Origin of the sequence: Catenulispora sp. GP43, from assembly GCF_041260665.1 — a bacterium.
Classification (GTDB): domain Bacteria; phylum Actinomycetota; class Actinomycetes; order Streptomycetales; family Catenulisporaceae; genus Catenulispora.
In genome coordinates this window covers 1-18,313 of the sequence record NZ_JBGCCT010000003.1, presented here as the reverse complement: position 1 = coordinate 18,313, position 18,313 = coordinate 1, and the positions used below count along the sequence as shown (strand labels likewise).

The 18,313-nt window shown below is 70.3% G+C and carries 21 protein-coding genes and 1 pseudogene; 12 read left to right on the top strand and 10 right to left on the bottom strand.

The window, feature by feature from the left end; translation table 11 throughout:
• Positions 1 to 37 precede the first annotated feature (37 nt).
• Both ABH926_RS07255 and ABH926_RS07250 read right to left on the bottom strand, forming a co-directional pair.
• Positions 38 to 724, bottom strand: a complete 687-nt coding sequence (locus ABH926_RS07255; RefSeq protein ID WP_370364598.1) for a DUF6882 domain-containing protein — start codon at positions 722 to 724, stop codon at positions 38 to 40.
• Positions 725 to 859: 135 nt separating this feature from the next.
• Entirely contained in the window at positions 860 to 1,843 is a 984-nt protein-coding gene (locus tag ABH926_RS07250; protein ID WP_370364597.1) for a helix-turn-helix transcriptional regulator, read from the bottom strand.
• An 88-nt stretch (positions 1,844 to 1,931) separates the two neighbouring features.
• Between ABH926_RS07250 and ABH926_RS07245 the strand changes: the two genes are divergently transcribed.
• A complete protein-coding gene (locus ABH926_RS07245; RefSeq protein WP_370364596.1) occupies positions 1,932 to 2,339 on the top strand; it encodes a VOC family protein in 408 nt (135 codons plus the stop codon).
• A gap of 64 nt (positions 2,340 to 2,403) precedes the next feature.
• Here the strand turns inward: ABH926_RS07245 and ABH926_RS07240 are convergent, their stop codons facing one another.
• Complete coding sequence (locus ABH926_RS07240) at positions 2,404 to 2,988, bottom strand: TetR/AcrR family transcriptional regulator (RefSeq protein WP_370364595.1); 585 nt, start codon at positions 2,986 to 2,988, stop codon at positions 2,404 to 2,406.
• Positions 2,989 to 3,108: 120 nt separating this feature from the next.
• On the opposite strand from ABH926_RS07240, the gene ABH926_RS07235 reads away from it, so the two are divergent.
• Positions 3,109 to 4,089, top strand: coding sequence for an NADP-dependent oxidoreductase (locus ABH926_RS07235; protein ID WP_370364594.1), 981 nt, complete (start codon positions 3,109 to 3,111; stop codon positions 4,087 to 4,089).
• Here ABH926_RS07235 and ABH926_RS07230 read toward each other — a convergent pair.
• Positions 4,086 to 4,601, bottom strand: a complete 516-nt coding sequence (locus ABH926_RS07230) for a hypothetical protein (protein ID WP_370364593.1) — start codon at positions 4,599 to 4,601, stop codon at positions 4,086 to 4,088. The two genes, ABH926_RS07235 and ABH926_RS07230, sit on opposite strands and share 4 nt — an antisense overlap.
• 39 nt (positions 4,602 to 4,640) lie before the next feature.
• Here ABH926_RS07230 and ABH926_RS07225 point away from each other — a divergent pair, with 39 nt between their 5' ends.
• The 9 genes and pseudogenes from ABH926_RS07225 to ABH926_RS07185 all read left to right on the top strand — a co-directional run bounded on the left by ABH926_RS07225 (position 4,641) and on the right by ABH926_RS07185 (position 12,144).
• Positions 4,641 to 5,357: a response regulator transcription factor gene (locus ABH926_RS07225; protein WP_370364592.1), complete on the top strand. Its 717-nt coding sequence runs from the start codon at positions 4,641 to 4,643 to the stop codon at positions 5,355 to 5,357.
• Positions 5,350 to 7,122: a sensor histidine kinase gene (locus ABH926_RS07220; RefSeq protein WP_370364591.1), complete on the top strand. Its 1,773-nt coding sequence runs from the start codon at positions 5,350 to 5,352 to the stop codon at positions 7,120 to 7,122. Before ABH926_RS07225 ends, ABH926_RS07220 begins: the two co-directional genes overlap by 8 nt.
• Positions 7,123 to 7,424: 302 nt before the next feature.
• Entirely contained in the window at positions 7,425 to 7,793 is a 369-nt protein-coding gene (locus tag ABH926_RS07215; protein ID WP_370364590.1) for a hypothetical protein, read from the top strand.
• A pseudogene (locus tag ABH926_RS07210) lies at positions 7,684 to 8,277 on the top strand (peptidoglycan-binding protein); the annotation flags it as partial. The gene ABH926_RS07215 and the pseudogene ABH926_RS07210, both read left to right, overlap by 110 nt.
• A 493-nt stretch (positions 8,278 to 8,770) precedes the next feature.
• On the top strand, positions 8,771 to 8,866 hold the full coding sequence (locus ABH926_RS07205; protein ID WP_370365178.1) for a gallidermin family lantibiotic: 96 nt from the start codon (positions 8,771 to 8,773) through the stop codon (positions 8,864 to 8,866).
• A gap of 16 nt (positions 8,867 to 8,882) precedes the next feature.
• The gene (locus ABH926_RS07200) at positions 8,883 to 9,611 is read left to right on the top strand and encodes an ABC transporter ATP-binding protein (RefSeq protein WP_370364589.1); all 729 of its coding nucleotides are present in this window, start codon (positions 8,883 to 8,885) and stop codon (positions 9,609 to 9,611) included.
• The gene (locus ABH926_RS07195; protein WP_370364587.1) at positions 9,608 to 10,906 is read left to right on the top strand and encodes an ABC transporter permease; all 1,299 of its coding nucleotides are present in this window, start codon (positions 9,608 to 9,610) and stop codon (positions 10,904 to 10,906) included. The genes ABH926_RS07200 and ABH926_RS07195 overlap by 4 nt, the downstream gene beginning before the upstream one ends.
• Before the next feature lie 30 nt (positions 10,907 to 10,936).
• Entirely contained in the window at positions 10,937 to 11,494 is a 558-nt protein-coding gene (locus tag ABH926_RS07190) for a hypothetical protein (protein ID WP_370364586.1), read from the top strand.
• A 29-nt stretch (positions 11,495 to 11,523) separates the two neighbouring features.
• Positions 11,524 to 12,144 (top strand): hypothetical protein, encoded by a 621-nt coding sequence (locus ABH926_RS07185; RefSeq protein WP_370364585.1) that lies wholly within the window; start codon positions 11,524 to 11,526, stop codon positions 12,142 to 12,144.
• 21 nt (positions 12,145 to 12,165) lie between these two features.
• On the opposite strand, the gene dnaB is transcribed toward ABH926_RS07185, so the two are convergent.
• The 6 genes from dnaB to rpsF all read right to left on the bottom strand — a co-directional run bounded on the left by dnaB (position 12,166) and on the right by rpsF (position 17,466).
• Positions 12,166 to 13,548 carry a replicative DNA helicase gene (dnaB, locus tag ABH926_RS07180; protein WP_370364584.1) on the bottom strand — a complete coding sequence of 461 codons (1,383 nt, stop codon included), beginning with the start codon at positions 13,546 to 13,548 and terminating at the stop codon, positions 12,166 to 12,168.
• Positions 13,549 to 13,910: 362 nt separating this feature from the next.
• Positions 13,911 to 15,530: a N,N-dimethylformamidase beta subunit family domain-containing protein gene (locus tag ABH926_RS07175; RefSeq protein ID WP_370364583.1), complete on the bottom strand. Its 1,620-nt coding sequence runs from the start codon at positions 15,528 to 15,530 to the stop codon at positions 13,911 to 13,913.
• Positions 15,531 to 15,686: 156 nt separating this feature from the next.
• Positions 15,687 to 16,142, bottom strand: a complete 456-nt coding sequence (gene rplI / locus ABH926_RS07170) for a 50S ribosomal protein L9 (RefSeq protein ID WP_370364582.1) — start codon at positions 16,140 to 16,142, stop codon at positions 15,687 to 15,689.
• Positions 16,143 to 16,160: 18 nt separating this feature from the next.
• Positions 16,161 to 16,397, bottom strand: a complete 237-nt coding sequence (rpsR, locus tag ABH926_RS07165; protein ID WP_012784583.1) for a 30S ribosomal protein S18 — start codon at positions 16,395 to 16,397, stop codon at positions 16,161 to 16,163.
• Between the two features lie 88 nt (positions 16,398 to 16,485).
• Positions 16,486 to 17,130: a single-stranded DNA-binding protein gene (locus tag ABH926_RS07160; protein ID WP_370364581.1), complete on the bottom strand. Its 645-nt coding sequence runs from the start codon at positions 17,128 to 17,130 to the stop codon at positions 16,486 to 16,488.
• Positions 17,131 to 17,160: 30 nt separating this feature from the next.
• Positions 17,161 to 17,466 (bottom strand): 30S ribosomal protein S6, encoded by a 306-nt coding sequence (gene rpsF / locus ABH926_RS07155; protein WP_012784585.1) that lies wholly within the window; start codon positions 17,464 to 17,466, stop codon positions 17,161 to 17,163.
• Between the two features lie 252 nt (positions 17,467 to 17,718).
• Here rpsF and ABH926_RS07150 point away from each other — a divergent pair, with 252 nt between their 5' ends.
• Complete coding sequence (locus ABH926_RS07150; protein ID WP_370364580.1) at positions 17,719 to 18,084, top strand: hypothetical protein; 366 nt, start codon at positions 17,719 to 17,721, stop codon at positions 18,082 to 18,084.
• Positions 18,085 to 18,313 lie beyond the last annotated feature (229 nt).

The following is an 18,313-nucleotide window of genomic DNA, read 5'->3' as shown; positions in this document are numbered from 1 at the left end:
CGTCCGGCCACCCGGCCGGGCGCCGATGCCGCACCGCTCAGGCGCCGGCGGTGTTGCCCAGGGACTCCTTGGTGATCGAGCCCATCGACACCGCGGTGACCCGTCCCTGCGCGTCGAACTGGACCGACGCGGTCGCCCCGCCGGGCAGCTCCGCGCTGATCGTGTCGCCCTCCTGCCGCCACGGGATGCCGAAGTGGTGGAAGTAGCCGGCGACCACCTCGTACGCCGACCGGTTGAAGAACTGCGCCCCCTGCATCAGCAGTCGGGGCAGCGCTATCGGATCCGGGTCGGCCACCGGCACCTGCGGGTCGTCCGGGACCATGTACAGCCGCCCGGTCTCGTTGGCCTGCACCCCGATGTAGCCGTCGGCGCGCAGCACTCCCATCGCCCCGAACGCCAGCATCTCCGCGGCGTAGCGGGGGTCTTCGAAGCCGGACAGGTCCACCAGTTCCTCGGAGAACTCCGGGACGCCGTGCTCCTGTCCGAACACCCTGAGCGCCTCCGCCGCGGCCACCACCGGCAGCTTCCCGAAGCCCGGGTTGGCCCAGCCCCACAGCCACGAGCCCTCCGCGGTGTCGAAGCTGCCGAGCACGCTGATCCGCAGTTCCCGTCCCGACTGCCGGTACCGGCGCTCGTCCAGGTTCACCGTCCACGGCCCGATCGGCAGGAACTCGTTGAACTCCTCGATCTGGCGCATGCCCCAGGCCGCGTGGGGCTCCGCCATACGGAGGAAGGCATCGCTGAACGCAGAAGTCACGTTCCGACAGTAGCGGGGCGCGGCGGATTCTGTCGGGGCGATGGGCCAAGCTGCGGGGTTAATTGCAGGTGACGGCCTTGATCTGGATTCTCGGGGGTGTCCTCAAGCGGACGCGCCGCGGACTCGGGCCGCCAGCCGTTCGGCGAACGCCAGGACGAGATCGCGGAGCTCGGCCGGTTCCTCGATCTCGAAGGGGAGATCGAGGGCGGCCAGGGTCGGCGGGATCCAGTCGAGGCGCTCGGCGCGGATCGCGAGGCGGTGCCAGGGTTGGTCTTGTTCATCGCCGACGACAGGCTCGGTTCCGCCCTGCTCGATCACTGCCACGCTGGCCGGGAAACGGGCCCGGATCTGCTCGACCGTCCCCTGCACCCGGATCGCGACCTCATATCGGTAGTCCGCTGTGGCGAACCCGGTGACAAGGCTGCGCGCCGGATCCTCCTCCGGCGGCTCGAACGACCCCGGCAGCGTCCTGGCGCCGGCGATCCGGTCGAGCCGGAAGGTGCGCTCCTGCCCGATCGCCGGATCCAGAGCCCTGACATACCACCGGTCTTTGTGGCTCACGATGGCGTACGGGTGCACGACCCGGTCCGTACGGTCGCCGTACGCGATGGCGATAGGCCGCCGCGCGGCCACCGCGTCGGACACCGTGAGCAGCACGGTGGCGTCCAAAGGCGCGCTCTGGACCGGCGCGCCGGTGAAGGCGATGCTGTCGAGCACGCCCTGAAGCCGCTCGCCCAGCCGGGCCGGCAGCACCCGGCGGATCTTGGCCGCCGCCGTCTCGCCCGCCGGGCCGAACGCCGCCGTCAGCCCGCTGCGCCGCCCTTCGAGCAGGCCGAGCAGGACCGCCAGCGCCTCCTCGTCGCCCAGCATCAGCGGCGGGAGCCGGAAGCCGCGTGCCAGGCGGTACCCGCCGTAGCGGCCGCGCACGGACTCCACGGGGATCTCCAGGTCCAGCAGGTGCTCGACGTACCGGCGGACGGTGCGCGCGTCGACGCCCAGCCGCTCGGCGAGCTCGGCCGCGGTGCGCACGCCCCCGGACTGCAGGAGCTCCAGCAGGGTCAGCACACGTCCGGCGGGGTGATTCACGTCTCCGAATCTACCGCCGATACCGGACCGATTCTGTCCACTATTGCCCGTACGGTGCGAAGTACAGGCACTCTCAAGGAGGACAACCATGAAGCTCGCATCGACCCGCATCATCACCGCGGACATCACCGCGCTGGTCGCGTTCTACGAGAAGGCCACCACCCTGGCCGCCACCTGGTTCACACCCGACTTCGCCGAGCTCGCCGCCCCGGGCGGCGCGACCCTGGCCATCGGCAGCACCGACACCGTCCCGCTGTTCGCCCCCGGCAGCGCCGCCCCCGCGGCCAACCAGAGCGTGATCATCGAGTTCCTGGTGGACGACGTGGACGCGCTCTGGCAGCAGCTCGCCGCCTGGGTCGACGGCGGCGACGTCGTCACCGAGCCGAAGACCATGCCCTGGGGCAACCGCTCGCTGCTGGTCCGCGACCCCGACGGCAATCTGGTCAACTTCTTCACACCGGTGACGGACCAGGCGCGGGCGAAGTTCGGGCTCTGACGCGGCTGCCGAGGGCGTGGGACTGCGAGAACCTGGGACTGCGAGAACCTGGGACTGCGAGAACCTAGGACTGCTGCTTGAGCCCGTCCATCAGGACGTCGAGAAGCCGTTGCGCCTGCTCGGGATTCCCGCGTTCGCCGGAGACCGCGAGCAGGCCGAGCACGGCCGCGCTGACGTCCTCGGCGTTGGTGTCGGCGCGGATCTCGCCGGCGGCGATCCCGGCGTCCAGGATGGTGCCGACCGCCGCCAGCAGCTCGCCGCGGGTGTGCGCGAGCGAGATCTCCCCGGTGTCGACCATGGCGAGCAGGGTGCCGGTCATCCCGCGCTTGGTCGCCAGCCAGTCGGCGAACAGGTCCATCCACAACCGCAGCGCCCGCGCCGGCGTGTGCGCCGCGAGCAGGTCGCGCGCCCCGGCGGTCAGCCGGACGACCTGGTCCTGGTAGACCGCGTCGACCAGCGCCTCCCTGGTCGGGAAGTGCCGGTAGAGCGTGGCGACCCCGACCCCGGCCCGCCGCGCGATCTCGCGCAGCGACGGCTCGGCGTCCGAGGCGGCGAACGCCGCGGTCGCCGCGGCGAGCACGCTCTCGCGGTTGCGCAGCGCGTCGGCCCGGAGCTGCTGCTGGGCGGGGGAGGAGGGATCGGGCGCCATGTTAAACGGAGCGCGTTCCACTTTTGCCGGTCATCGGGCTAGTATAGGCCGCGCGGACTAAACGGAGCGTGTTCCGTTTACCCTTCCCCCGTGCCTCGAACACCTGGCAGGAGCACCGACATGTCCGATCACAAGCCAGACACCCGCACCATGCGCACGGTGCGCTTCCACGAGTACGGCGAGCCCGCCGACGTGCTGCGCCTGGAGACCGCGCCGGTCCCCGAGCCGGGCCCCGGCCGCGTCCGCGTCGCCGTCCACGCCTGCGGCCTGGCCCCCGCCGACTGGGCGCTGTGCCGCGGCCTGTTCGCCGGCGACCTGCCCCGGGGCATCGGCTGCGACGTCGCCGGCATCGTCGAGGCCGTCGGCCCGGGCGTCACCGACGTCGTGCCGGGAGACCGCGTCTTCGGCACCGCCGACTACGCCGGCCAGCCCAGCGCCGGCGCGGCGGACGTGGCGGTCATGGACCACTGGTTCGCCATCCCCGAGGGGCTGGACTTCCTGCAGGCCGCCGCACTGCCGATGGCGCTGAGTACCGCCTACTGGCATCTCGCGCGCCTCGGCCTGGACGCGGGCCGCACCCTGCTGGTCAACGGCGCCGGCACCACCATCGGCTTCGCGGCGGTCCAGATAGCGCTGCATCGCGGCCTGCGCGTGATCGCCACCGCCGGCGACACCTACGCGGGCCGGCTGAAGGACCTCGGCGCCACGGTCACCCCCTACGGCGCCGGCCTGGCCGACCGCATCGCAGACCTCGGCCAGACTCCCGTCGACATCGTCTTCGACACCGCACCGCCCAACGGGGCCCTCCCCGAGCTCGTCCGCGCCGCGGGCGGCGACCCCAAGCGCGTCCTGACCTGCTCCGATTTGACGGCCGCCGCGGACCTCGGCGTGCGCGACTCGTTCCACGAGGACCCTGCGGCCTTCAGCGACGAAGCGCGCTTCGGCCACTTCCCGGAGTTCGCACAGTTGGCGGCGGAAGGGAAGTTCACCGTGCCGGTTGCGGGCACCTTCCCGCTCGACCGGTGGCGGGCGGCGCTGGAGATCAGCGAGTCCGGACACGCTCGCGGCAAGCTCCTGCTGCTGCCCGGCCTCGACCGCTAGAGTCCGGCCGCCGCCACGGCCGCGAGGACCGCGTCGGCGACCTCCGCCGGAGGGCGTGTGCCGTCGATGATGGTCGCGCCGAGGCTCCGATAGACGGACTCGGCGCGGCTGTTGTGATCCAGCGCCGCGGCCAGTTCCTCCGGATGCTGCCCGAAGCTGTTGTTCGTGCGGGTCCGGAGGCGGTGGCGCAGCGTCCGCTCGTCGATCACGAGACAGACCACGAGATCGAACAGGTCCCGGACCTCGTCCTCGTTCTCGGCCGATCCACAAAGGAACGCGGTGTCGCCCCGCATCCGCGCGGCGAGTACCTCAACGCGCTCGCGGCTGATCCGCCACCCGAACCGGTCGAGCCAGCCGCCGGGCACCGGATCCGGCGGATCGGCGACGGGATGCCCGCTCGCCCGGTCCGCCCAGTGGCTGAAGCCGTCCCAGTCGGCGTCGGAAGCCGCCAGGCCGCGGCTCTTCAACAGATCGCAAAGGGTTGACTTGCCGACCCCCGAGTTTCCGGTCACCCACACCAAGGTCACCCGGCAAGCGTAGGGTCTCGCGCCATGACACCTGGCGCAGGCGCCTTCGTCCTGGTCGCCGAGGACGACGCGAAACAAGCCGAGCTCGTCCGGCGCTACCTCCAGCGCGAGGACCACGCGGTCCTCGTGGTCTCCGACGGGCGCGCGGCGATCGACCAGATCCGCAGCAGGCGCCCCGATCTGCTCATCCTCGACGTGATGATGCCCGAGCTCGACGGGCTCGACGTGCTGCGCGTCGTGCGGCGCGACTACGACATCCCGATCCTGATGGTGACGGCCCGCTCCGCGGCCGACGACAAGCTCGCCGGCTTCGACCTCGGCGCCGACGACTACCTCACCAAGCCCTACGACCCCCGGGAGCTGATGGCCCGCGTGCGCTCCCTGCTGCGGCGCGCGCAGGCCTCGGGCGGCTCGGTCGTTCTGCCGTTGCGAGTCGGGCCGCTGTCCCTGGACCAGGTCCGGCACGAGGTCCGGCTGGACGGGCGGCGCGTCGAGTGCACCCCTGCCGAGTTCCGCCTCCTGGAGACCCTGATGTCCAGCCCCGGCCGGGTCTTCAGCCGCCGGCAGCTGCTCGACCAGGCGCACGGTGCCGACAGCTTCGTCACCGACCGCACCGCCGACGCCCATGTGAAGAACCTGCGCCGCAAGATCGAGGCGAACCCCCGCAAGCCCGTGCTCCTCCAGACGGTCTACGGCGTGGGCTATCGGATAACCGACGGTCACCAGGCCTCCGATGCCTAAGTACGGGCTGCGCGCCCGCCTGCTGGCCGGGACGATCCTGGTCGCGGCGAGCGCGGTCGCGGCGACGGCCTGGCTGTCGGTCCATGGCACGACCACCTCCATCGCGCAGCAGGAGAACGTCGTCCGCGACGCCTACCCCTTGGTGTACGACGCGATGGTCGACTACGCGGCGACCCACACCACCTGGGCCTCGGCGGGCCCGGTCGTGGCCGACGTGGCGCAGGAGGAGGGGGTGCGCGTCGTGGTCACGCCGGTCGGCGGCCCGGCGATCGAGAGTTCGCCCGCGTCGACCGGGGATCCCCGGGGTGCGGAGCCGGCGGTGGCCATCGATCCGTTGACCGTCGACAACGCGCTGGCGGCGAGCCGGTTCCCGGACGGCATCGATCCGAAGGTGGCCAGTCCGTTCCAGCTGACCACCCAGGAACACGCCACCCTGGAGGTGCTCGCGGAGAAGGAGGCGGCGTGCCTCGACGCGAACCGGCTCGACGCGGGGATCGCCGAGGTGGCCAGCGGTCGGCCCTACCTGGCCATCGCGGAAGCCGCCGTGCCCAAGAGCTGCCGCGTCGTGCTGGCCTACGGCGGCGGATACCTCGGGTTCGAAGACTCGCAATCGGTCACGCCCACCGCGACTGAGCAGGCCGCGCTCACGCAGTTGTCGCTGTCGATGAAGGGCTGCGCCAGCGCGGTGCAGCTGACGTTGACCGGGACGGGTGAGGTCGTCAACACCGCCGGCACCGCGGACGACCCGCGGAATCGGGCGTGCCTGCTCAACGCGCGGCGGCTCCAGCTGCGGCCGTATGTCGCGCCCGCCGCGTTCATGCAGGCCATGCCGCTCGGCCACACCGGCGGCCCGGCGGCCGTCGGCCTGTCCTCGGCCGACACCGTGCGGATCGCCGAGGTCGCGACGCTCGTGGCGCTGTTCACGGTGGGCGTCGCCATGCTCCTGGCGAACCGCGTGATCCGGCCGGTCCGCGCGCTCACGGAAGCGACCCGGCGGATGCGCGCCGGGGACGGCACGGCCCGGGCCGCGACCAGTTCCCGGTGGGAGATCGCCGAGCTGACCGCGGCGTTCAACGAGATGGCCGAGCACGTCGCCAGAACCGACCGGCAGCGCAAGGAACTGGTCAACGACATCTCGCACGAGCTGCGGACCCCGCTGAGCACGATCAAGGGCTGGCTGATCGCGGCGCACGACGGCGTGGCAGCCCTCGACGACGAACTGGTCTCCTCGCTGCTGGAGGAGGCCCTTCTGCTCCAGCGCCTGGTCGACGACCTCCGGGACCTCGCCCTCGCGGACGCCGGGCGACTACGCCTGCAACGGGTGGAGCTCGACCTCGGCGAACTGCTCCGGCACATCGCGGCGGTCGGCGGCGGACGCGCTGTGGTGGAGGCGCCTCCGGACCTGCGGGTCGTGGCGGACCCCATGCGGTTGCGCCAGGTCGTCGGGAACCTGGTGGCCAACGCCGATCGCCACACCCCGGCCGAAGGAAGGATCACGGTGCGCGCCCACAGGAGCGGGCCGGCCGTCCTGGTCGAGGTGGCCGACACCGGGCCCGGAATCCCCGCGGAGGAACTGCCCTACGTGTTCGACCGCTTCTGGCGTGCGGACAAGTCGCGCAACCGCCGCACCGGCGGCAGCGGGCTGGGACTGGCCATCGTGCGCCACCTCGTCGAGGCGCATGGCGGCGAAGTCAGCGTGACCAGCGTGCCGGGCGCGGGCGCCACGTTCACGATCCGGCTGCCGGTGACGAAGGATTCCGCATAGCGTCCGCACAAGTTCTTCGCATTTGCTCGGCAGGCTCGTGCGCCATGAACGCTCATACTCGACGTATCAGGCCTGTCGCCGGCGGCGTGTCGGCCATCGCCATACTGGCCCTCGCCGCGTGCTCGTCCGGCTCTTCCAAGCCTCAGGCCCAGGTTCCCGCGTTGCCCACCTCCGCTTCGGCGAACTCGCCGGCGTCGCCCGGCTCGCCGGGCGCCGCGGGGGCTGCGGGGGGCACCGGTTCCACGGGGGCGACAGGGGCATCGGGCACTGCCACTTCCGCACGGCCACGTATCACCCTCGACATGACCAACGCCCAACTCGACGCGCTCTACAACAAGTACAACCAGTGTTTGGCCGCGAATGGTTTCGTCAAGGGGAAGTTTCCTGGCGAGGCCGCCATGACGAAGGCCGAGAACGCATGCGTCTCAGAGAATCCGCTCCCCCCGTGGCAGATGGACGCCAGCAATCCCAAGGCCGGCGACTTCGTCCACGCGGTCGTGCAGTGCCTGCGCAATAAGGGAGTCCAGTACGTAGACGCGGGCTCGCCTCAGGGCGGCGCTTATGTGTGGTCCTTCGGCGGGCCCAACAACGACTCCCAGTCGATCACCCTCGGCCTCAAATACACACCGGACTGCGAGAAGCAGGTCGCCGCCCAAGGGATCGGTAACTGAGGTGCGCAGATGGCTCTCTGTCGCGCTCGGCGCCGTGGCCGTGTCCGCGGTCGCCGTCACGGCCGTCACCATGCTGCGCTTCAAACCCGCGGCCGTGCCTCAAGCGCGATCCGCACCGCCGCAGACGGCCACCATCGCGCGCACGACATTGTCGACCACTGTCACGCTCCAGGGCACGCTCGGCTATGGCACATCCACGCCCTTCACCGGGCGCAAGGCCGGCACCGTCACCTGGCTTCCCACAGTCGGCACAGTTGTGGGCCAAGGCCAGACGCTCTATAGCGTCGACGCACTGCCCGTGGCCCTCTTCCTCGGCACCACCCCGCTCTACCGGGCCATCGACGACAAGGCCGCGCCCGGCCCGGACATCGCCGAGGTCAACGCGAACCTGCGGTCCCTCGGTTACGGATTCGTGCCGGCCGGCGACGCCTACACCCCGGGCACCGAGAACGCGCTCAAGAAGTGGCAGCAGAGCAAAGGGCTCGCGGCGAACGGCACCCTGGCGATCGGCGACCTCGTCGTGCTCCCCGCGCCGGTCCGCGTCGCCTCGCTCGACACCCAGCTCGGAGCGCCGGCCGCGGCCGACCTGCTGGGCCTGAGCTCGACCACGAAGCATGTCACGGTGACCGTCGACCCGAGACAGGTCGATACCAGCGTGCTGACTCGCGGGCTGAAGGTCTCGCTCACGCTGCCCGACGGCAAGCAGGCCACCGGAACCATTTCCGCGCTGAGCTCGCCCGGCGCGGCGGCTCCGGCCGGGTCGTCTGGTTCGTCCGGTGGCGGTGGCGGTGGGGGCGGCGGTGCCTCCGGACCGTCGATGACCGTGGACGTCGCGGACCAATCCGCGTTGTCCGGCATGGACTCCGGGTCTGTCGGAATCACCGTGACCACGGGTTCGGTCGACAACGTCCTGGCGGTGCCGGTGGAGGCGCTGGTCGCGGTCCAGGGCGGCGGCTACGCGGTGCAGGAGGTCACCGGTGACGGGCAGACCAGCATCCTGGTCGGCGTGCAGACCGGGTTGTTCGCGAACGGGCTCGTCCAGATCTCGGGGCAGGGCATCGCCGAGGGGCTGAAGGTCGTGACCGTCTCATGAGCCCGGTGCTGAGACTGGACCGCGCCACCAAGGACTATCCCGGGGGCGTGCGGGCGCTCGAGGAGGCCGACCTCGTCATCGAGGCCGGCGAACTGATCGCGATCGTCGGACCCTCCGGCTCGGGCAAATCCACGCTGCTCAACCTGATGGGCACCCTCGACAGGCCGACCAGCGGGACCGTGTCCATCCGGGACCAGGACGTCGTCACCCTCAATGACCGCGAGCTGTCCGCATTGCGCGCCAGAGAGATCGGATTCGTGTTCCAGCAGTTCCAACTCATCGAAGGCCTCACGGCCGCGCAGAACGTCGCCACCGGCCTGCTCTACGCCGGCGTGCCCCGGCGCTCCCGCACAGCGCTCGCCGAGACCGCGCTGGACAAGGTCGGGCTGGCCCACCGCCGCGGCCACAAGCCCCACCAGCTCTCCGGCGGCGAGAAGCAGCGCGTCGCCATCGCCCGGGCCCTGGTCAACGACCCGGCCCTGGTGCTGGCCGACGAGCCGACGGGCGCCCTGGACACCGCCAACGGGCGTGCCATCCTCGACCTGCTGAGCGCCCTGAACCAGGGCGGGACCACCATCGCGCTGATCACGCACGATCGGCAGATCGCTGACGAACTGCCGCGGCGGGTGGAGATCCTGGACGGGAAGATCAGGTCGGACTCGGTGCGCGGCATGCCCGGCACGGCCGGTACGCCTCTTGCCACCCCGGGGGGATCAGCACCGTGACCCGCTCGGATCGCCACCCGTCAGCGCCCCGCCGTGGCGCGGACCCGGCCGGCGCCGCTCGTACCGCGCGCACCGTCCGTTCCGCTCCCGCGCGCCAGCCCGTGCGCCTCAATCCGGCCGACATCCTGCTCCTGGGCCTGCTCGGCCCGCGCACCCGCCGGATGCGAGCCGTGCTGTCCTCCCTGGGCATCTCGATCGGGATCGCCACCGTGATCATGGTCGTCGGCATCCCGGCTTCGTCCCAACGAGCCCTGACCGACCAGCTCTCCGCCCTGGGCACGAACCTGCTCAGCGCCCAGGCCGTGGTCGACCAGCAGACCCAGACTTTGCCGCCGGTGCCGAAGACGGCCGACGCCATGGTCGCCAGGATCCCCCCGGTCGAGAAGGTCGCCGAGGTCGGCAACACCCAGGCCGAGGTACGCCGCTCTCAGGCCATCCCGGCCCAGGAGAGCTCGGGGATCACCGCCCTGGCTGCCAAGGGCTACGACCTGCCCGCGGTGATCGGAGCCAACCTCGCCGCCGGGCGCTACCTGAACGCCTCGGACGAAGCGTTCCCCACTGTCGTCCTCGGCTCCGTGGCCGCCACCTGGCTGGGCATCACCACCCTCCCGCAGGGCGAACCCGCGCCGCAGATCTGGATCGGCTCCCAGGCGTTCACCGTGGTCGGCATCTTCACGGCCAGCCCCCTCACGCCCGAGATCCAGCAGTCCGTCATCGTGGGCTGGGACGCGGCCCGCCACTACCTGGCCTTCGACGAGCACCCGACGCAGCTGTACGCACGAGTCCAGGAATCGCAGATCTACGCGGTCCAATCCGTCCTGGCCGCCACGATGTACGCGCAGAACCCGGGCCAGATCGTGGTCAGCCAGCCCTCCGCGGCTCTGGCCGCCAAGCAGCTGACCGAGACCGCCCTGTCCGGCCTCTTCCTCGGCCTGGCCGGCGTGGCCCTGCTGGTCGGCGCGGTCGGCGTCGCCAACACGATGATCGTCTCAGTCCTCGAACGCCGCCGGGAGATCGGCCTGCGCCGCGCCCTCGGAGCCACCCGCCGCCAGGTCAGAGGCCAGTTCCTCACCGAATCGGTCCTTCTGTGCCTGATGGGCGGCGTGGCCGGCGCCGCGGTGGGCATCCTGGGCACCGCCGGCTACGCGATGTCGCGGAACTGGCCCGCCGTCATCCCCGCCGAAGCCGTCGCGGGCGGGGTCGCGGCCGCGCTCGCGGTCGGCGTCCTGGCCGGGGTGCACCCGGCGGTGCGCGCTTCGCGGCTGCCGCCCACGGAGGCTTTGGCGACTGTGTGAGGGTATGGCTGTTGTCATGGTCCTGGCTGGATGCTCCAGCTCGAAGTCGTCGTCGGCGGCGGCCGCGGGCCAGCCGGCGCCGAGCACCTCGGCGACGGTGACCGCGTCGGCCTCCGCGTCGACGTCCGCCGCTTCGACGGCGACTTCGGCCGCGACGGCCCCCTCGGCCCCCTCCGCCCCCTTGACGGGCAGCAGCAGTTCGGCGGGACCGTCCACGACCGGCCACACGATCTCGGACCTGGTCGGCACCGGCGGCGAGATATCCACGGCCAAGATGCCGACTGCCAAGCCGAGTGGATCGCCCGGGTCCAGCCGCTGATGAGCGGGGGCGCCAAGATCGATGCGAAGACCCTGAACCTGATCGCCCTGGTCGACGAGGCGGCCCGTGAGCACGACACGTTCGGCCTGGTCCGCCTCAGCAACGGCCGGATGTCGCAGGACAAGCTGAACCAGCCCGGCGTGCTCGACAACCTCGTCACCCTGCTGGAGAAGACCCACCCCGCCGCGACCGACGGCCTCAACTACCCGGGCTTCACCCTGGACGGCGGTGCCCCCACGGAGTGGACGGGCATCGTCGTCCGCGGCTAGACGGGCGGCCAAATCGCTAGGGTTGGCGGGTGACCGCCGACGAAGGTACGGAACTGGGGACCGAGGCGGCCCGGCGATTGGCCGGGCTGGCCGGGACCGAGTGGGTGATCGAACCCGGGCTGACCTCCGCGGAGTTCACCCGGATCGAGGACGAGTTCGCCTTCCGGTTCGCCGACGACCACCGGGCCTTCCTGGCAGCCGGCCTGCCAGTGAGCATCCCGCACAGCGACCCGCCCGGCGTCATCAGCACCTGGCGCGAGCCGTGGCCGGACTGGCGTGACGGAGACCGCGCCAAACTCCGGGATCAGCTGGACCGGCCGACCGAAGGCGTGCTGTTCGACGTCGAGCAGAATGCCTTTTGGGACGATGCCTGGGGCCCCCGTCCGGACGCCATGGACGCCGCGCTCGCGATCGCGCGCGAGGCGCTAACGCAGGTCCCGGTACTGGTCCCGGTGTACGGGCACCGATTCCTGCCGGCCGGACACGGCAGCTTCGGCCACCCGGTGCTGTCGGTGTGGCAGACCGACATCATCTGCTACGGCCTCAACCTGCTGGACTACGTCCAGCAGGAGTTCGGCGGCCAAGGCCTGAACTGGGACGATCACGCGGATCCGCAGGTGACGGTGCCGTTCTGGCGCGATTTCCTGTGACGGAGCTCGAAGTACCCTGACTCAGCTCTGAGCCATGTCCACGAACCGCGAGTAATGCCCCTGGAACGCCACCGTGATGTTCGCGGTCGGACCGTTACGGTGCTTGGCCACGATCAGGTCCGCCTCGCCGGCGCGCGGCGACTCCCGCTCGTAGGCGTCCTCGCGGTGCAGCAGGATGATGACGTCCGCGTCCTGCTCCAGGGAGCCGGACTCGCGCAGGTCGCTCATCATCGGGCGCTTGTCGGTGCGCTGTTCGGGGCCGCGGTTCAGCTGGCTGATGGCGATGACCGGGACTTCGAGTTCCTTGGCCAGCAGCTTCAGCGAGCGGGAGATCTCCGAGACCTCCTGCTGGCGGTTGTCGGGGCGCTTGGAGTTGGCCGCGCTGTGCTGCATCAGCTGCATGTAGTCGATGATCACCAGCTGCAGGTTGTGGCGCTGCTTCAGGCGCCGCGCCTTGGCGCGGATCTCCATCATCGACATGTTCGGCGAGTCGTCGATGAACAGCGGCGCCTCGGAGACCGGCCCCATGCGGCGGGCCAGGCGGGCCCAGTCCTCGTCGGTCATGGTGCCGCTGCGCATGTGGTGCAGGGCGACGCGGGCCTCGGCGGACAGCAGGCGCATGATGATCTCGTTGCGGCCCATTTCGAGGGAGAAGATGACGCAGGTCAGGCCGTTCTTGATGGAGCAGCTGCGGGCCAGGTCCAGGCCGAGGGTCGACTTGCCGATGGCCGGGCGCGCCGCGATGATCACCATCTGCCCCGGGTGCAGGCCCATCGTCAGCGCGTCCAGGTCGTGGAAGCCGGTGGGCACGCCGGTCATCTGGCCGGAGCGGTTGGAGATCGACTCGATCTCGTCGAGGGCGCCCTCCATGGCGTCGGCCAGGGGGACGAAGTCCTCGCTGGTGCGCGCCTCGGTGACGTTGTACATCTCCTGCTGGGCCGCGTCGACGATCTGCTCGACGTCGCTGCCGTCGGTGCTGTAGCCCATCTGGACGATGCGGGTGCCCGCCTCGACCAGGCGGCGCAGGACCGCCCGTTCCTTGACGATCTCGGCGTAGTAGCCGGCGTTCGCGGCGGTGGGGACCGAGTTGATCAGGGTGTGCAGATAGGGCGCGCCGCCGATGCGGTTGATGTCGCCCTTCTTGGTCAGCAGCGCGGCGACGGTGACCGGGTCGGCCGGTTCGCCGCGGCCGTAGAGCTCCAGGATGGCGCCGAAGACGGCCTCGTGCGCCGGCTTGTAGAAGTCGATGGGCTTGATGACTTCGATGACCTCGGCGATGGCGTCCTTGGACAGGAGCATGCCGCCCAGCACCGACTGCTCGGCCGGGATGTCCTGCGGCGGCGTGCGCTCGAAGCCGCCCTGGTAGGCCTCGTCGGCGGTGTACGGGAGGTCGTCGATGCTCATTACCCGCCTCCCTTGCCCGTGCCGCTACACCCGCGAAACCCTGTATGTCTTTTGTACCTGACGGGTCCCCACAGCCTTGAAGCCTCCACGGTACGGAACCGCGCCCCCCGGGTCGAGGCGGTCGTCCACACACCCTGTGGATAACCTGTGGAAAACCTGGGGAAAGCTGTGGAGACACGCCGACGTACCTGGGGACAGAGTGTGGAAGCCCCCTGTGAATAATCTGACCATCGACTGATCGTGAAGCTCTGACGTGCACGGGAGCGTCGCCGATTCGTCCACCGGCTGTGGAGAAAAATTTTCCTGGAAGAATCTTGCTCGGGGCCCCTGGGTTTTGCTAAGCGCCGGGCCTGGGCGCCGGGCTACGCCCCGGTCTTCCCCGACTTCCCCGACTTCCCCGTCATCCGGTCCAGCAGGTTCCGCGTCGCGCGCTGGATCCGCGGATCGGCGAATCCCGGGGTGGAAAGCCCGTGGTTCCAGTGGAACGTCCCCGCGTCGAACACCCACGCCCCCGACGGGTACTGACACAGCACCGTCTGCTGCGTGTCCGTCACCGGCTGGTTCTTCGGCCCCTCGGCGGTGAACGGCGACGACGCCAGCACCGTGGCCTTCGGCCCGCCCTTCACATGCGGGAACACCTTGTCGGCCTCCCCGGCCACCAGGTGCGGGATCTGGTCCCCGTCCTTGAGCGAGGTCCCGGCCCAGAACCAGTGCCCGGTCTGGCTCACCACCAGCGGCTGCGGCTGCGCGTCCGTGATGATCGCGGTGTACATCGACCCCAGCGTCTGCTGCTCGGGCTGGTTCAGGTCGCGCCACAGCACCGTGGGCGCCACACCGCCCTTCGCCGCCGGGTCCTCGTGCCGCTTGTAGCAGGTCACCTGCCGGTACGGGGAGCCGCCGTCCGAGGTGTCCAGGCGGATGTTCCAGTAGACGTTGTTCGCGGCCATGAACGCGGCACTGACACCCTCGGTGAGCGCACCTTGGAGCACGGTGCGCATCTGCGGCGACCAGTATTCGTCGTGGCCTGAGAACACCAGCGCCTTGTACTTCGTCGGGTCGATCCGGCCGGCGTGCAGGTCGATGCTCGAGGCGTAGGAGATCGTGTAGGGCTGCGCCTCTGCCCACTGCGCGAAGGCCTGGTCGAGCTCGAACAGCCGGGGCAGCCCGTCCTGGTGGTAGGGCCGGTCGAAGGAGACCCGGGTCGAGCAGATGTCGGCGCCGCCCTCCTTGCCGTCGGGCTGGTAGGCGTTGTAGAGGCTGGACCCGAGCTGCTTGTCGATCGGGTACATGTTGTACGCCTGGTACGTGGTGAACGGCAGCACCACCAGCAGGTCGGCCGCCTTGCCGTCCTCGCGGACCACGAACGGGACGCAGCTCCGGTACTTGTCGTCGGACTCCAGGGTCGCGACGTACAGGCCGCCGCGCCAGGTGTTCGGGACGTTCAGCGTGTACGACAGCTTCCACGGCGCCACCACGGTCCGGGTGGGCTCGACGACCTTGGCCGGAGCCTGCGCCGTCCCGCTGATCCGGGGGCTGGTGAAGATCAGCTCGGAGCCCTTGCCGGTGCTGCTGCGGCCGAGCCGGTAGACCTTGACCTTGAAGCCCTGCACCGGACGCACGCTGACGTGGAAGTCGATGGACTCCCCGACGTTGATGCTGGTCGCCGAGGCGTAGCCCTTGATCTGGTGGCCCTCGTCGTCGACGGCCTGGAAGCCCTCCGCGTCCGGCCGCCAGGCGCCGTCGTCGGCCAGCGCCAGCGCCAGGGTCGGGACGGTCTCGCCGGTCGCGTTGTTCGTCTGGCCCTCGAGGCCCTCGTTGATGTCGTCCTGGGCGCCGCCGCGGCTGCGGCCGCGGCCGAACGCGGTCGGCTTCGAGGATTTGTCGCCGCCGTGATTCTCCAGCATGTAGGCGCCGCCGGCGGCGGCAGCCAGGCCGAGGCTGCCGAGGATCAGCAGCGATTGGCGGCGGGAAGGGGCATGCATGAGCGAAGTCAACCAGGTGCTTGCGTCACTAAGCAAACGTCAGGTACGACAAACCGCTCCGCCGCGTTTGAGCTGCGGCGGAGCGGTTGTGTAAAACAGTTCCGTTGAGCCTTCGAGGATGGTCCGGAGGATATCCGGACCATCCCGAGAAGGTTCTCAGGCGGCGACGACGGTGATTTCCACCTTCGCCTGCACCTCGGGGTGCAGCCGGACCGCGACGGTGTGGGCGCCGACGGTCTTGATCGGGTTCCCGATCTCGATCCGGCGCTTGTCCACGTCCGGGCCGCCGGCGCGCTTGACCGCGTCGGCCACGTCGGCGACGGTCACGCCGCCGAACAGCCGGCCGGACTCGCCGGCGCGGGTGGCCAGACGGACCTTCAGGCCCTCCAGCTCGCCCTTGAGCTCGGTGGCGTGGGCCAGGTCGCGGACCGTGCGGACCTTGCGGGCCTTGCGGATCAGCTCGATCTGCTTCTCGCCGCCGCGGGTCCACGCGATCGCGTAGCCGCGCGGGACGAGGTAGTTGCGGGCGTAGCCGCCCTTGACCTCGACGACGTCGCCGGGCTCGCCGAGACCGCCGACCTCGTGGGTGAGGATGAGCTTCGTGGTAGCCATTTCTCTTCCTCCCCCTTCCTAGCGGGTGGTGCTGGTGTAGGGCAGCAGCGCCATCTCACGGCTGTTCTTCACGGCCACGGCGACGTCGCGCTGGTGCTGGGTGCAGTTGCCGGTCACGCGACGCGCGCGGATCTTCCCACGGTCCGAGATGAACTTCCGGAGCAGCGTGGTGTCCTTGTAGTCGACGTACGCGACCTTGTCCTTGCAGAATCCGCAAACCTTCTTCTTCGGCTTGCGGAGAGGTGCCTTAGGCATTGGATCTCTCCTGGTTACTTCTTCACTACGAGTTCAAGGGTCCGTTTGAAGGACCGGGCGCGCGAGGCGCGCTGGTTCACAAGGAGGCCTAGAACGGGGGCTCGTCGTTGCCGTAGCCGCCCCAGCCGTCGCCGCCGCCGCCACCGCCGGAAGCCCAGGGGTCGTTGCCGCCGCCCTGGTTCCCGCCGCCGCCATTGCCGCCGCCGCCGGAGTTCCCACCCCAACCGCCGCCTCCGCCACCGCCGGAGTTGCCGCCACCGCCGGAGTTCCCACTCCAGCCGCCGCCGCCTCCGCCACCGGAGTTGCCGCCGCCGCCGGAGTTGCCACTCCAGCCGCCGCCGCCTCCGCCGCCGCCCTGACCGCCGGGCCGGTTGGCCTTGGTGACCTTCGCCGTCGCGTACTTCAGCGACGGGCCGATCTCCTCGACGTCCAGTTCGACGACCGTGCGCTTCTCGCCCTCCTTGGTCTCGTACGACCGCTGGCGCAGCCGTCCGGAGACGATCACCCGCATACCGCGGGTCAGCGACTCGGCGACGTTCTCGGCCGCCTGCCGCCAGATCGAGCAGCGCAGGAACAGCGCGTCGCCGTCCTTCCACTCGTTGGTCTGGCGGTCCAGGGTGCGCGGCGTGGACGCGACGGTGAAGTTCGCGACCGCCGCACCCGAGGGGGTGAAGCGCAGTTCGGGGTCGTCGGTCAGGTTGCCGACGACGGTGATGACGGTCTCGCCTGCCATGTCAGGTCCTCAAACGTGAGAGCGGGTGTCTTACCGCTGGTCGGGACGGATGACCTTGGTGCGGACGACGGTCTCGGACAGGTTCGCCTGACGGTCGAACTCCTTGACGGCGTCCGGCGTGGCCTGCACGTCGACGACGGCGTAGATGCCCTCGCTGACCTTCTTGCCGCTCTTGGTCTTGATCTCGTAGGCGAGCCGACGGCGGCCCCAGATGTCGTTCTTCTCGATGCTGCCGCCCAGATCGCGGATCACCTTGAGGAATCCCTCGAGGGCCGGGGCGATCGAACGCTCGTCGAGGTCCGGGTCCAGGATGACCATGACTTCGTACTGACGCATATGCGTAACCCACCTCCTTTGGACTATGCGGCCACGGTCTCTCCGTGGCAGGAGGGTTTTGCGCGTCTCCCCGGATCGGTGCCGTCATCACTTGCCTGCGGCGAAGCTACTCCGGCCCTCTGACACTCGGGGAACGGTCAAGGTTACCCCGGCGAGCCGTCCGGATTGAAATCCGTGTCGGTTCGTCCCATCCTGGGTAATGGTCCGATTACGTTTGTGATCCGCTGTGCTCAAGTGAGCGAGGTGACAGGCATGACGCAGACGACGCCCAGCGCGGGCGCCGGCGATTACGGCCCCGAGGTGGCCGGCCGGCCCGGATCGACCGCCGCGGACTACGCGGGGGACCCCAAGGAACGCCCCGGATTCCACATCGGCAGCCACTCGACCGAAATGGCCCTGACCACGACCGCCCTGGTGCTCGCGGTGATCGGCGCCGCTCTGATCGGCTGGACCGGCGGGCACATCCTGGGCAGCTGGATCTCCCTGGCGGGGATCGTGGTCGGTTTGTACGCGCAGCTGACGTCCGACACCACCTACGAACGGATGGTGAACGTCTGTGCGATCGGGATCGCCGCGGTGGCGTTCGCCTTCAACCTGCACCACGGTGGCCTCTGGTAGCCCTGCCGCACCGTCCTGAGCGGAGCTGTCGGCGCGAGCGGTTAGCGTGGAGGCCATGGCTATGCGTATTGGCTCCCACGTCGGAAACGAAGATCCGATCGCGGAGGCGGGGGGGCCCCGGGGCCCCCCCCCCCGGGGGCCAGATGAAGGGGGGGAGCCCCGCCAGGGGGGGCCCGCCCCCGGGGGCGAAACCCGGCGGCGCCCCCCGCCGGGGGGGCCCGGCCGCAGG